This window comes from Chromatiaceae bacterium (assembly GCA_024235395.1).
Classification (GTDB): Bacteria; Pseudomonadota; Gammaproteobacteria; order Chromatiales; family Chromatiaceae; genus Thiosocius.
Genome location: JACKMK010000001.1, coordinates 1,488,742 through 1,501,099, shown reverse-complemented (window position 1 = coordinate 1,501,099; position 12,358 = coordinate 1,488,742). Strand labels below are relative to the sequence as shown.

The window sequence follows — 12,358 nt, the reverse complement described above, 5'->3', positions numbered from 1 at the left end:
GCGGCCTGCCCGCGCGTGCGCGCTTGCGGTAACATAGGCGGCACGACAGTGGGTCGACCCTCCGTCAGCCACTGCCGCCTGTTATCCCACCACCGAACGTTACCCTCGTCCGGCCTTCGGGCTGCCCCTGCTGCGAATGTCTGAGAGCTTGAGGACCATGTCCGAACCGACCATGCGGTTTTGTTGTGCCCGACGGGGTTCGCGACCTTGAGCGACAGCGATACCTGTTTTCACTGCGGTCTGCCGATCCCCAAGGGAGCCGACTATCGCGTGGAGATCGATGGCCGGGCCCGCGCGATGTGTTGCCATGGCTGCCAGGCGGTTGCCCAGGCGATCGTGGACGGAGGGCTGACGTCGTTCTACCGCCACCGCGAGACACCCTCGCGCAAGGCCGAGGACCTGGTGCCCGAGGCACTGCGGCGCATGGAGCTGTACGATCAGCCGGCGCTGCAGCAGAGTTTCGTGCACGCCGATGCGGGCATGGAGCGCAGCGCCTCGCTGATCCTCGAGGGGATCACCTGCGCCGCCTGTGTCTGGTTGAACGAGCGCCACGTGAATGCCTTGCCGGGAGTGCTGGAGTTCTCCGTCAACTACAGCACCCACAGGGCGCGGGTGCGCTGGGACGAAGGCCGCATCCACCTTTCCGACATCCTCAAGGCGATCAGCGAGATCGGCTACATCGCCCATCCGTTCGACCCGGGCCGCCAGGAGGCGGTGTACAAGAAGGAGAAGTCGAAGGCGCTGCGCCGTCTCGCGGTCGCCGGGCTCGGTGCGATGCAGGTGATGATGCTGGCGATCGCGATGTACGCCGGCGAAGGCGGCGACATGGATCCCGGCCTGCGCGTGTTCATGCGCTGGGTGAGCCTGCTGCTGACGCTGCCCGTGGTGACCTATGCGGCGAGCGGCTTTTTCGTCACCGCCTGGCGCGACCTGAAACGTCTCCAGCTGAGCATGGAGGTGCCGGTCTCGCTGGCGATCGGTGGTGCCTTTGCGGCCAGCGTCTGGTCCACGGTATTCAACGGCGCCGAGGTGTATTTCGACTCGGTCTGCATGTTCGCGTTCTTCCTGTTGACCAGCCGCTACCTGGAGATGGGCGCCCGCCACCGCGCCGGTGAAGCGGCCGAGGAGCTGGTCAAGTTGCTGCCGGCGACCGCGACCCGGATCGAGGCCGACGGTGAGCGGGTGGTCGCGGTATCCGAACTCGCACCGGGCGACCTCGTTCTGGTGCGGCCCGGCGAGACGGTGCCGGCGGACGGCGTGGTGCATCAGGGGCGCAGCTCGGTCGACGAATCGCTGTTGACCGGCGAGAGCCTGCCGCGGCCGCGCGCGATCGGTGACGAACTGGTGGGCGGCAGCGTGAATGTCGAGAGCCCGCTGCAGCTGCGCGTGCAGAAGGTCGGCGAGGACACCCTGGTGTCGGCGATCGTGCGCCTGCTCGATCGCGCACAGACGGAAAAACCGCATATCGCGCGTCTGGCCGATCGGGTCGCCGCCTGGTTCGTCGGTGCGCTGTTGCTGGTCGCGCTCGTGGTCGCCGCGTGGTGGGGCGTACATGCGCCCGAGCATGCGTTCGCGATCACGCTGTCGGTACTCGTCGTCACCTGCCCCTGTGCGCTGTCGCTGGCCACGCCGACCGCCGTCACGGCGGCCTCGGGTGCGCTGACCCGGCTCGGTCTGCTGACCACGCGTGGGCATGCGCTGGAGACACTGGCCCAGGTCAGCCATGTGCTGTTCGACAAGACCGGCACCCTGACCCGCGGGATCCTTCAGCTCGGCGAGAGCGAGGTGCTGAGCGGGCGCGCCGATCTGGAGCGCTGTCTGGCGCTCGCGGCGGCCCTGGAGAGCGGTTCGGAACACCCGGTCGGCAAGGCGCTGGCCGCGCACGCCGGACGTGCACTGCAGGTGTCCGAACTGAGTGCATTGCCCGGTGAAGGCATGCAGGGCGAGATCGACGGCGACGTCTACCGAATCGGCAACCCGGCCTATGCGGCGGCGCTCAGTGGCCAGGTGCCGCCCGTGCCCGACCCCGCGGACCATGCGACCCAGGTATTTCTTGGTGACCGACAGGGCCTGCTGGCGCGATTCGCGCTGCGCGACGAATTGCGTAGCGATGCAGTGGCCGCGATTACCCGACTACGCGATCTGGGCGTGACAGTCGAGATACTCAGTGGGGATGCCGCCGGTGCGGTGCGGCGGATCGCCGATGCCCTCGGACTGGAACAGGCGCGTTCCGGTTTGCGCCCGGACGACAAGCTGGCGCGCGTGCGTGCGCTGCAGGCCGAGGGGCATCGCGTCGCGATGGTCGGCGATGGCGTCAACGACGCACCGGTCCTTGCCGGTGCGGACGTGTCGCTCGCGATGGGGCAGGGGGCGCAGTTGGCCCATGCGAGCGCGGACATGGTGGTTCTGTCCGAGCACCTGGGCGTGCTGCCACAGGCCTTGAGCAAGGCACGCGCAACGCGCCGCGTGATCAAACAGAATCTGGGTTGGGCGATCTTGTATAATACCGCCGCGGTGCCATTGGCGGCCGCCGGTTTCGTGGCCCCGTGGATGGCGGCCATCGGGATGTCGGCGAGTTCGCTGGTCGTCGTGTTCAACGCCCTCCGCCTGAAGCGCACCAACGATTGATCGCCGGATAACCGATGACCATTCTCTACCTGCTTATCCCGCTCGCCGTCGGCCTGATGATCGTCGCGGTCGGATTCTTCCTGTGGACGGTGCGCACCGGTCAGTACGATGACCTCGAGGGACCCGCGCACCGTATCCTGATGGACGATGACGATCCGATGATTCCGGGCAAACGCCAGCCCCCTGCGGCCAAACCGGATGCCGACAGCACCGAGCCCGAGGATTCCGCCGACCGCCGGGAGTGATGGCCGCCCGGCGCCCGGCAGGATGAAAAACGCCCGCACAAGGGCGGGCGTCGGTGATCTGTTGCCGGCGACCGGCCGTCAGGCGGCCAGTGCGCTGCGCAGCTTCTTCATCGCCGCGGCCTCGATCTGACGGATCCGCTCGGCGGATACGCCGTACTCGTCGGCCAGTTCGTGCAGTGTCTCCTTGCTCTCATTGAGCCAGCGACGCTGCAGGATGTCGCGGCTGCGCTGATCGAGCGCATCCAGTGCGTCGTACAGGCCGTCGCGTTCGGACCGGGCACTGTCGGCCTGCTCAAGCATGCGCGACGGTTCGTGGCGCAGGTCAGGCAGATAAGCCGCCGGTGCGACACCCGGCGCATCGTCCTCGTCGGCATCGGCGCCATCGAAAGACACGTCGTAGTTCGACAGGCGCGACTCCATCTCCAGCACGGTCTCGGGCTTCACGCCGAGATCTTCGGCGACCTCCTCGACCTCCTGGCGGGAAAACCAGCCGAGGCGCTTCTTCGCACTGCGCAGATTGAAAAACAGTTTGCGCTGCGCCTTGGTGGTCGCGACCTTGACGATCCGCCAGTTGCGCAGGATGTACTCGTGGATCTCGGCCTTGATCCAGTGCACCGCGAAAGAGACCAGGCGCACACCCATGTCCGGGTCGAAACGGCGGACCGCCTTCATCAGACCGACCGTGCCCTCCTGGATCAGGTCGTTCTGCGGCAGGCCGTAACCGCTGTAACCCCGCGCAATGCGCACGACGAAGCGCAGGTGAGACATCACCAGTGCACGCGCCGCTCCGAGGTCGTTGCGATCGCGCAGGCGTACCGCGAGATCGTGCTCCTCCTCGGCGGTGAGCATCGGCAGCTGGAACGCAGCGCCGATGTACGCCTCCATATTGCCGGTCGGCAGGGTCATCGGAATGGCAAGCTGTTTGGTCATCTATCCCCTTCCTAAATCCTTCTTCCAATTCGAATTTAGCACTCGTTATGAGGGACTGCCAATCGTTTTTTAGCAGTCCGTCTGTCAGAGTGCCAAGCCCTCGGAGAAGTTCCGGGATCTTGGTAACTATCTGATAAAAATCATGGTTTTGAACCAAGCTTCGGGCATCTCCGGCCCGTTGGGCGGTCCCCGTCGCGGGTTAGCGGTCCGCGGAGGGCCACCTTGAGGCCGTCCGGCGCCGCGGCCCATTGACGGCGGGATAGCCGCGGCGTAAAAAGCGCGCGCCGGCCGTGTCCGCGTCCGGTTCCCTCGGTCCTCGCTCTCTCGGTGTATGCGCCTGTTGTCGTTCAATCCCTACCGCACGCTGGGTCTGCCCGGTGTCGGCTACCTCAAACCGGAGCAGATGTTCGATCAGCGCCAACGCGTCCTCGATGCGGACGTCGTGCTGTTCCCTGAGAGCTGGCAGCTGAACGTACTGTGTTATGCGCTGCGGCGACGGGTGTTTCCGAGTCCCGCGAGCTACGACCTGGGGTACGACAAGATCGAGATGACACGGGCCTTCCAGGCGGTTGCGCCACAGCATGTGCCGCGCACCCTGATCCTGCCGGCCAATGCGAACGCGGTCGAGAGGGTCGTCGACGAACTCGGTCTGCCGGTCGTGGTCAAGGAACCGCGCAGTTCCATGGGGCGCGGTGTGGCGCTGCTCGAGACCGTCGCGGCGTTGCGCGACTGGACCGCCAACAGCGCCGTACTGTACGCACAGGAGTACCTGCCGTCGGAGGCCGATCTGCGCGTGGTCTGGGTTGGCGACCGAATAATCGCTGCCTATTGGCGGCGTGGTGGCGACGGATTCCATCACAACGTCGCCTGCGGCGGACTGGCCGATTTCGACGCGATCCCGCCGGGCGCTCTGCGCCTGGTCGAACAGGTCGCGACCGCGCTCGGCATCGATCATGCGGGGTTCGATCTGATCCTCGACGGGGATCACCCGTGGCTGCTGGAATTCAACGTGCTGTTCGGCAACGAGGCGCTGAACCGGCGTGGCATCAAGGTTGAGCCGGCGATACTCGACTACCTGGTGCGCTCCGGCGCCGCCTCCGGTCGGCCGTATCTGCAGCGTGCCGAGGAGCGTTGACGCCCATCCTGACCGGCCCCTGCGCCGGCTGCATCCACGAACCGGATCCATGGGGCGCGCGCCGGCGTGCGGATAGGTTATTGTTGGAGTCCATGGGCCGATCCCCGTTCATCGACGACAGGCTGACAGCGACGTGAATCGACTGATTCGGCTGTTTCGCACCTCGATCGGTCGCAAGCTCGTCGTGGCCGCGACGGGCACCCTGTTGGTCGGTTTCCTGTTCGTGCATGCCGCGGGCAATCTGTTGATCCTCAAGGGACCCGATGCCCTGAATGGTTACGCCGACTGGCTGCAAGGGCATCCGCTGTTGTGGGGTTTCCGTCTCGCACTGCTCGCGTTGTTCCTCGCCCACGTGCTGACAGCGTTGCGCCTGGCGCGCGAGAACCGTGCGGCCCGGCCGCTGCGCTATCGGTATATCGCGCGTCTCGGCACCCGTCTGCCTGGACGCCTGATGGTGGTCAGTGGCGGCCTGTTGATCGTCTTCGTGGCCTTTCATCTGCTGCACCTGACGCTGCACGCGGTCGGTCCACGGGTCGAGCCGCTGTACGACGCGGCCGGGCGGGTAGACGTCTATGGGATGGTGGTCACCGCGTTTAGCGATCCGCTCACCGCAGGGCTCTATCTGTTCGCGATGGCCCTGCTAGGTCTGCACCTGGTACATGCGATCGAGGGGCTGTTCCAGACCCTGGGATTCAACCATGACAGCTACCAGGGCCTGATCCGGGTCCTGGCGCCCACGCTGACGCTGTTGGTTGTCGGCGGATTCGCGGCGATCCCCGTGCTGGTGCTTGCCGGCGCCTTCACTGGAGGCGGCTGAGATGGACGCCCCGACGCTCGACCCCCGCATCCCGGACGGGCCGCTCGCCGGCAAGTGGCAGCGCTACCGCGCCGAGGCCCGCATGGTCAGCCCGGCCAACAAGCGTCGCTACCGGATCATCGTCGTGGGCACCGGGCTGGCCGGTGCGTCGGCCGCGGCGAGCCTCGCCGAACTCGGTTACCGGGTCGACGCCTTTACCTTCCACGACAGTCCGCGTCGCGCCCACTCGGTCGCCGCGCAGGGCGGCATCAACGCGGCCAAGAACTACCGCAACGACGGCGACAGCACCGAGCGCCTGTTTCGCGACACCATCAAGGGCGGGGATTACCGCTCGCGCGAGGCCAACGTCTATCGCCTCGCCGAGATCAGCAACCAGATCATCGACCACTGTGTCGCCCAGGGCATCCCGTTCGCGCGTGACTACGCCGGCTACCTCGACAACCGCTCGTTCGGTGGCGCCCAGGTCTCGCGCACCTTCTATGCGCGCGGCCAGACCGGTCAGCAGCTGCTGCTCGGCGCCTACGGCGCACTGAGCCGTCAGGTGCAGGCCGGCCAGGTCCGCCTGCACACCCGCAGCGAGATGCTTGACCTGGTGGTCGACAACGGGCGTGCCATCGGCATCGTCACCCGCCGGCTCACCGACGGGCGCATCGAACGCCACGCGGCGGACGCCGTGGTGCTGGCGACCGGCGGCTACAGCAACATTTTCTATCTCTCGACCAACGCGTTGGCGAGCAACGTCACCGCGACCTACCGGGCCTACCGGCGCGGCGCCTGGTTCGCCAACCCGTCGTTCACGCAGATCCACCCGACCTGCATCCCGGCGGTCGTCGATCACCAGTCGAAGCTGACGCTGATGTCGGAATCGCTGCGCAACGACGGTCGCATCTGGGTGCCGGCCGCGGTACACGACACGCGTCCTCCGGCGTCGATCCCCGAGGCCGAGCGCGACTACTACGTGGAACGGATGTATCCCGCATACGGCAACCTGAGCCCGCGCGACATCTCGTCGCGCGCCGCGAAGGCGGTCTGCGAACAGGGGCGCGGGGTCGGTGCGACCGGGCGGGGCGTCTACCTCGACTTCGGCGAGGCCATCGCACGCCTCGGGCGGCGCGTGATCACAGACCGTTACGGCAACCTGTTCGAGATGTACCAGCGCATCACCGGCGAAGACCCGTGGCAGACCCCGATGCGAATCTACCCGGCCGCGCACTACACGATGGGCGGCTTGTGGGTCGACTACGGCCTGATGACGACGCTGCCCGGACTGTTCGCGATCGGCGAGGCCAACTTCTCCGACCACGGGGCGAACCGGCTCGGCGCGAGCGCCCTGATGCAGGGTCTCGCCGACGGCTATTTCATCCTGCCGCAGACCATCGGCCACTACCTGGCCGATCGGGCGCCGGGGCCGCCCGGCACCGACACGGCGCCGTTTGCGGCGGCCCAGGCCGCGGTCGAGGCACAAATCGAACGCCTGGTCGCGATCGGTGGGCGCACGCCGATCGAGACGATCCACCGCCGCCTCGGCGAGCTCTTGTGGGAGCACTGCGGCATGGCGCGCAGCCGCGCCGGGCTGGAGCGCGCGCTCGGCGAGATCCCGGCGCTGCGTGACGAGTTCTGGTCGAGCATCTGCGTCTGCGGTGGCAGCGATGAGTTCAACGTGGTCCTGGAGCGGGCCGGGCGGGTCGCCGACTACCTCGAGTTCGCCGAGGTCATGGTGCGTGACGCGCTGGCCCGCGAGGAATCCTGCGGTGCGCACTTCCGCATCGAATACCAGACCGGCGACGGCGAGGCGCGGCGCGACGACGTGCGTTTCGCGCATGTCGCCGCCTGGGGCTTCGCCGGTGACGACACCGCGCCGCAACGCGCCACCGAGCCGCTGCACTTCGAACACCTGCAGCTGGCGGAGAGGAATTACCGCTGATGGAGTTCATGCTGCACATCTGGCGACAACACGGCGCGGCCGATCCAGGTGGCTTTGTTACCTACCGGGTGCATGACATCAGTCCGGACCTGTCGTTCCTGGAGATGCTCGACGTGTTGAACCAGGGCCTGATCGGTCAGGGCGAACCGCCGATCGCGTTCGACCACGACTGTCGCGAGGGGATCTGTGGCTCCTGTGCGATGGTGATCAACGGCGATCCACACGGGCCGCTGCCGGGCACGACTACCTGCCAGTTGTACATGCGCCATTTCGTCGACGGCAGCGAGATCACCGTCGAACCCTGGCGGGCGCGTGCCTTCCCGGTGCTGCGCGACCTGATCGTCGATCGCGCCGCGCTCGATCGCGTTATCCAGGCCGGCGGCTATGTCTCGGTGAACACCGGCTCGGCGCCGGATGCGCATGCGCTGACGATCGCCAAGCAGGCCGCCGACGCGGCGTTCGAGGCCGCCGCCTGCATCGGTTGCGGGGCCTGTGTCGCCGCCTGTCCGAACGGCTCCGCGATGCTGTTCACCGCGGCCAAGGTCGTGCAGCTGGCACTGCTGCCGCAGGGCAGACCGGAGCGTGTGCGACGGGTGATCGGCATGGTCGAGGCGATGGACGATGCCGGATTCGGCAACTGCAGCAATCACTACGCCTGCGCCGAGGCCTGCCCGAAGCAAATCCCGGTGCGCTTCATCGCGCAGCTGAACCGCGAGTTCCTCACCGCGGCACTGACCAGCCGCGAGTTCGTCGAGTTGGCCGGCCCGCACGAGCACGAGGAGTGAGCGGGCACGGCGACCAAGGAAAACCCCACCAGGGCTAACCGTAGTGGGGTCGAATAAGGGGGTTGTCCGATTCTTCGCTATGCAGCTTTCTTGTCGCGACGCTGCTTATACCCGATACCGGCAAGGCCTAAGCCCATCAATGCCAAGGTCATGGGCTCGGGAACCGCCGCGTCGAACTGGAAATTCGGCCCAAACATGCCTTCTGCAAACGCACCCCAGCTTGTGACGTAGTGGAGGGAGCTGCCCTCGTCGAACGCACTGGTCACGTAGTCGATCTCTGCAGCAGTAGAGACCACGGTGTTGGTGATGGACTGGAGGTCGGCATTTCCGCTCGGCATGGTCATCAGTATCTGGTAACGCCCAACCGACAACAGGACGTCGCTCGACAGCGTCCCGTATCGGAAGTCGCCGTCAAGAAACCCGCCTGTTCCGGCACCGAGCGTAGTCGAAGCGACCAGGGTCTGGTCGGAGACACGAAAGATCCCGATATCATGACTGACAGCCATACCGTCGAGGTCATCGTCAAAAGCACCAAGTGCTGTGACGTTTACGGCCGAATTGACATCAAATACCCAGCCGTAGAGTTGGTCACTGCCAGACGTCGCGTTGATGCCGCCACTAAAACTGGTCAGAGCAGGAATTGCCAATGCCTGCATTGGCACACTTAGCGCTGCGGCAGCAATAAAAACCTTCAGTGGACCCATCGTTATTCGCCTCCGGAAATTTGTTTTTTCTGCGTTTTGTCGGGAATGAGAGATGGCGAGCACGATTTGTGCCATGCAATAAAATCATGTACTTGCAGCTGGCGAGATCACTGCCGCCTCCAACTGCGTAAAGTTTTCTGACATCCGCCAATCGCAAATCGCCGAGGTCCGGTGTTGGCCGAAACCCGCAGGCGCACCGGCGGAGAATGCCCGCGTTGGGAATGCCGTGATGGCTCTGCCCGGCCTCGGTACTGATGCGGGACTGGCGACCCGCATACCCACAAGCCGGAAGGCGATGTCCGCTTGGGCGGAACACGAAGGTCAACCCGCGTCTACTTTCCATTCGCTCACGGACCACTTCGCCAACGCTTCCCGCACATGCAATCTGCGAGCAAATGGGGAGATCCGGGCTCCTTCACCGAATATCTGCCCAAAGCGGGGTCCGCAGATTGCGACGAACGGTCCGCTTTCAACCGGCGGTGGGAATTGCCCACGCTGCCGATTTCTTTTACACCTTTCCCGCTGATGGCGGGTGTTTTCCAATCGAAATCATGCAAAGTACTGAATAATAAACGAAGATTTTTATCGGCATAGAATTTGCTCGTTGATACGAATTGTTTTGAGCGAGTCTTTGGGGACGGAGAATGGCAATAAGAATGAATATCCACGCAGTAGCTTTGGCATTGCTGGCGGCATTTGTTTTCTCTTCGAATGTGAATGCGACGGTCATCGAGGATTTCGAAGGCGGAATCGCCGGTTACGCCAATAACGCGAGCGGTACCCTCTCCGCTGCGCATGCGCACGACGGAAGTTTCGGTCTGGGGACCGATGCGGGCGAATGGATTTACCGAACCGACTCACTGGTCTCGGCGGGGGATACGCTCTCCGTCTGGATTCAATTTGCCGATACAAGCGAAGGCCGTGCTTATTTCGGGTTCGGGACCGGTGCAGGGGGGACGCAGAGTTTCGTGCTGGCTCCGAATACCGGAGACATTCGCTTCCAAGACAACTTTGGCTTTGGCTTCTCCGAACTCGACTCGGTCGCGCAGGCCTTTCTTGCGGATCATTGGTATCGAGCTGAAGTAGTCTGGGGTGCTGCCGGTGCTGTCACGGGCAATCTTTATGACAGCGATGGTACGACGCTCCTGAATTCCGTCAGCAGTACAGTCTCGTTTTCGAGTAGCGGTGGTATCGCGTTTCGTGGTTTCAGCGGAGTGAAGGCGTTTGATACGGTCGAGATCGTAGATGGTGCCGTTCCGGTTCCCGCCCCTCTGGCGCTGTTTGGAATGGGCTTGCTCGGTCTGGGGTTCATCCGCCGAAAGCTGAGCTGAGCTGAGCTGAGCGGTAGCCGGTATCAGATATCAGACGTGAACCCCGCTTCGGCGGGGTTTTGGTTTGTCCGATTTTGTCGGCGAACCGCCATTGCCCTGTACGAGGCAAGCGGCTGCTCGGGGTCGGCGCCCGTCGCTAGCGTCCCACAGGCCGGACGCCTCCCGCGTTGCTACCGATCGGTCGGCGAGGCGCGGTGCCGCAAGGCCCGTCGGACAGGGGCACAATGCCCCGGTTCACTGAGATTCAAGGGGTCGGGCGATCGGTGCTGGCCGGTGTGGTCCTGGTCTGCTGCTGCGCCTCTTCAAAGCTGTGCCGCGCACTCCACATGAGGTAACCACCCCAGAGCACCTTCACGTTGTCGCGGCCGGCGAGTCGCAACGCGAAATGCGCCTTGGACGACAACAGACCCGTCTCGCAGTACAGGACCACCGGCCTGTCGGTCGGGATCTCGTCGCGACGCGCGAGTATCTGCCGCCATTCGATGTTGACCGCACCGGGTATGTGGCCCTCGTCGTACTGCCCCTGGTTGCGGGTATCGACGAAGAAGATCCCGTCCGAATCGATCGAGGCGAGCTGGTCGGTGGAGATTGAACCTTCGGAGTACTCTGCAAAGTCCATGTACTCCTGGATGGCCTCGAGGGCCGGGTTCTCTTCGGCCATGGCGACGCAGAATGGCAAAAGTAGCAGCGCGACTGTGAAACGGCTGTGCATATTGTGCTCCGCAAGACAGTGAGTGGTTCGGCGAACGCCGTCGCGTTCGCCCAGCTTTGCCGGACTGTGCCGTACCTCAGGGGGATCGGCCTCGCATTCACCTCGCGTCCCTGCAGGGGCTGTCCCACCGGCGTGGGCGCCCGAAAATCCGTCCGTATCACGCTACGCCTTTGATCGCCCAGGCGCGCGCGGTCAGCGAAATGGAGCCATCCTGCTGGACCGGGAGGCTTCGACGCAACAGTTCCCGCAGCCTGTCCCGGTCCGCCGCCTCCAGGCTTGAGACATAGGTCGGTGCCGGTCCCTGACCACCGAGCAACGGTGTCCAGTAGTCGTCGAAATCAACGAAGTCCGTAGCGATCTCAATAGGCGTCGTCTCGATTGCGCATAGGCCGGCCTGCCTGAAGGTCTCGGACAACGCAGCGGCGTTTGCATCCCGGAAGCGTCGCCCCTCGTGAAGCCCCGAGGCATCGGGGTCGAGCCCAACGACGGCATCCCAGAACGTGGTCAAGAGGTCCATCTTCCCGGCGTAATCCCAGATATAGACCGCGACGGTACCGTCTCTGCCGGTCACGCGCCGCATCTCGCTCAGCACCCTTGCCGGTTCACCGATGAAATTCAGTACCAGTCCGGACACTGCGATATCGCACGAGGCGTCGTCGAGGGGCAGCAACAATGCATCTCCGACCGTACAGGTCGCACGGACACCAAGCCGCCGGGAAGCCGTGCGCACGAAACCTTCTGACTGGTCGACAGCTGTCACGGAAGCGGGTTCGTGCCGCTCGATCGCCGCCTCGCTGAGGGCCCCCGATCCACACCCGACGTCCAACCATCTCAAGCCGCTCTTGGGCGACAGCCAGTCGACGAATGCCTCGGCGACGCGCCGGCTCCAGCGGCCCATGTAACGCTCGTACGCACTACCGGATTGCCAGGTGTCTTTCATTGCGGTGTCCCTTGGCCGGTCTATGCCCAACCAAGGAGGAAGCATGGCACATGCCGCGCCGCGGGATGCGTCAAAGCGCAGCGTCTGGATGCCCAACGAGGGGTACCCGAGAGACGGGGTCGGTCAGGTCCGCGCATCCAGCCGGCGCGCCGTCGACCTGAGTGCCTTCGGGCGATCGTCCCAGACGGACGCTACCACAATCCGCGT

At 64.8% G+C, this 12,358-nt stretch carries 11 protein-coding genes; 7 read left to right on the top strand and 4 right to left on the bottom strand.

The genetic code is table 11. The features are described 5' to 3' along the window. The first annotated feature begins 207 nt into the window (after positions 1-207). Complete coding sequence (locus H6955_06980) at positions 208-2,628, top strand: heavy metal translocating P-type ATPase (protein MCP5313281.1); 2,421 nt, start codon at positions 208-210, stop codon at positions 2,626-2,628. A 14-nt stretch (positions 2,629-2,642) separates the two neighbouring features. Next, the gene (gene ccoS, locus H6955_06975; protein ID MCP5313280.1) at positions 2,643-2,873 is read left to right on the top strand and encodes a cbb3-type cytochrome oxidase assembly protein CcoS; all 231 of its coding nucleotides are present in this window, start codon (positions 2,643-2,645) and stop codon (positions 2,871-2,873) included. A 78-nt stretch (positions 2,874-2,951) separates the two neighbouring features. Here ccoS and rpoH read toward each other — a convergent pair whose 3' ends face one another. After that, on the bottom strand, positions 2,952-3,803 hold the full coding sequence (rpoH, locus tag H6955_06970) for an RNA polymerase sigma factor RpoH (GenBank protein MCP5313279.1): 852 nt from the start codon (positions 3,801-3,803) through the stop codon (positions 2,952-2,954). 331 nt (positions 3,804-4,134) lie between these two features. Between rpoH and H6955_06965 the strand changes: the two genes are divergently transcribed. From H6955_06965 to H6955_06950, 4 genes are all read left to right on the top strand, one after another. Beyond that, the gene (locus H6955_06965) at positions 4,135-4,938 is read left to right on the top strand and encodes a hypothetical protein (GenBank protein ID MCP5313278.1); all 804 of its coding nucleotides are present in this window, start codon (positions 4,135-4,137) and stop codon (positions 4,936-4,938) included. A gap of 133 nt (positions 4,939-5,071) precedes the next feature. After that, positions 5,072-5,755, top strand: coding sequence for a succinate dehydrogenase cytochrome b subunit (locus tag H6955_06960; protein MCP5313277.1), 684 nt, complete (start codon positions 5,072-5,074; stop codon positions 5,753-5,755). Between the two features lies 1 nt (position 5,756). Then, the gene (locus H6955_06955) at positions 5,757-7,679 is read left to right on the top strand and encodes a fumarate reductase/succinate dehydrogenase flavoprotein subunit (protein ID MCP5313276.1); all 1,923 of its coding nucleotides are present in this window, start codon (positions 5,757-5,759) and stop codon (positions 7,677-7,679) included. Continuing rightward, on the top strand, positions 7,679-8,464 hold the full coding sequence (locus H6955_06950) for a succinate dehydrogenase/fumarate reductase iron-sulfur subunit (GenBank protein MCP5313275.1): 786 nt from the start codon (positions 7,679-7,681) through the stop codon (positions 8,462-8,464). The genes H6955_06955 and H6955_06950 overlap by 1 nt, the downstream gene beginning before the upstream one ends. Before the next feature lie 77 nt (positions 8,465-8,541). Here H6955_06950 and H6955_06945 read toward each other — a convergent pair whose 3' ends face one another. Further along, complete coding sequence (locus H6955_06945) at positions 8,542-9,243, bottom strand: PEP-CTERM sorting domain-containing protein (protein ID MCP5313274.1); 702 nt, start codon at positions 9,241-9,243, stop codon at positions 8,542-8,544. 581 nt (positions 9,244-9,824) lie between these two features. On the opposite strand from H6955_06945, the gene H6955_06940 reads away from it, so the two are divergent. Further along, entirely contained in the window at positions 9,825-10,499 is a 675-nt protein-coding gene (locus H6955_06940) for a hypothetical protein (GenBank protein ID MCP5313273.1), read from the top strand. Between the two features lie 244 nt (positions 10,500-10,743). Here the strand turns inward: H6955_06940 and H6955_06935 are convergent, their stop codons facing one another. Both H6955_06935 and H6955_06930 read right to left on the bottom strand, forming a co-directional pair. After that, positions 10,744-11,211 carry a rhodanese-like domain-containing protein gene (locus H6955_06935; GenBank protein MCP5313272.1) on the bottom strand — a complete coding sequence of 156 codons (468 nt, stop codon included), beginning with the start codon at positions 11,209-11,211 and terminating at the stop codon, positions 10,744-10,746. Between the two features lie 157 nt (positions 11,212-11,368). Next, positions 11,369-12,151 carry a class I SAM-dependent methyltransferase gene (locus H6955_06930; protein MCP5313271.1) on the bottom strand — a complete coding sequence of 261 codons (783 nt, stop codon included), beginning with the start codon at positions 12,149-12,151 and terminating at the stop codon, positions 11,369-11,371. Between the last annotated feature and the right edge of the window lie 207 nt (positions 12,152-12,358).

What these genes read in the sequence shown, in the direction of transcription:
- ccoS (MCP5313280.1), top strand. Translation starts at nt 2,643, where the DNA reads ATGACCATTCTCTACCTGCTTATCCCGCTCGCCGTCGGCCTGATGATC.
- rpoH (MCP5313279.1), bottom strand. Translation starts at nt 3,803, where the DNA reads ATGACCAAACAGCTTGCCATTCCGATGACCCTGCCGACCGGCAATATG.
- H6955_06940 (MCP5313273.1), top strand. Translation starts at nt 9,825, where the DNA reads ATGAATATCCACGCAGTAGCTTTGGCATTGCTGGCGGCATTTGTTTTC.
- H6955_06955 (MCP5313276.1), top strand. Translation starts at nt 5,757, where the DNA reads ATGGACGCCCCGACGCTCGACCCCCGCATCCCGGACGGGCCGCTCGCC.
- H6955_06945 (MCP5313274.1), bottom strand. Translation starts at nt 9,243, where the DNA reads ATGGCACAAATCGTGCTCGCCATCTCTCATTCCCGACAAAACGCAGAA.
- H6955_06950 (MCP5313275.1), top strand. Translation starts at nt 7,679, where the DNA reads ATGGAGTTCATGCTGCACATCTGGCGACAACACGGCGCGGCCGATCCA.
- H6955_06965 (MCP5313278.1), top strand. Translation starts at nt 4,135, where the DNA reads ATGCGCCTGTTGTCGTTCAATCCCTACCGCACGCTGGGTCTGCCCGGT.
- H6955_06930 (MCP5313271.1), bottom strand. Translation starts at nt 12,151, where the DNA reads ATGAAAGACACCTGGCAATCCGGTAGTGCGTACGAGCGTTACATGGGC.
- H6955_06935 (MCP5313272.1), bottom strand. Translation starts at nt 11,211, where the DNA reads ATGCACAGCCGTTTCACAGTCGCGCTGCTACTTTTGCCATTCTGCGTC.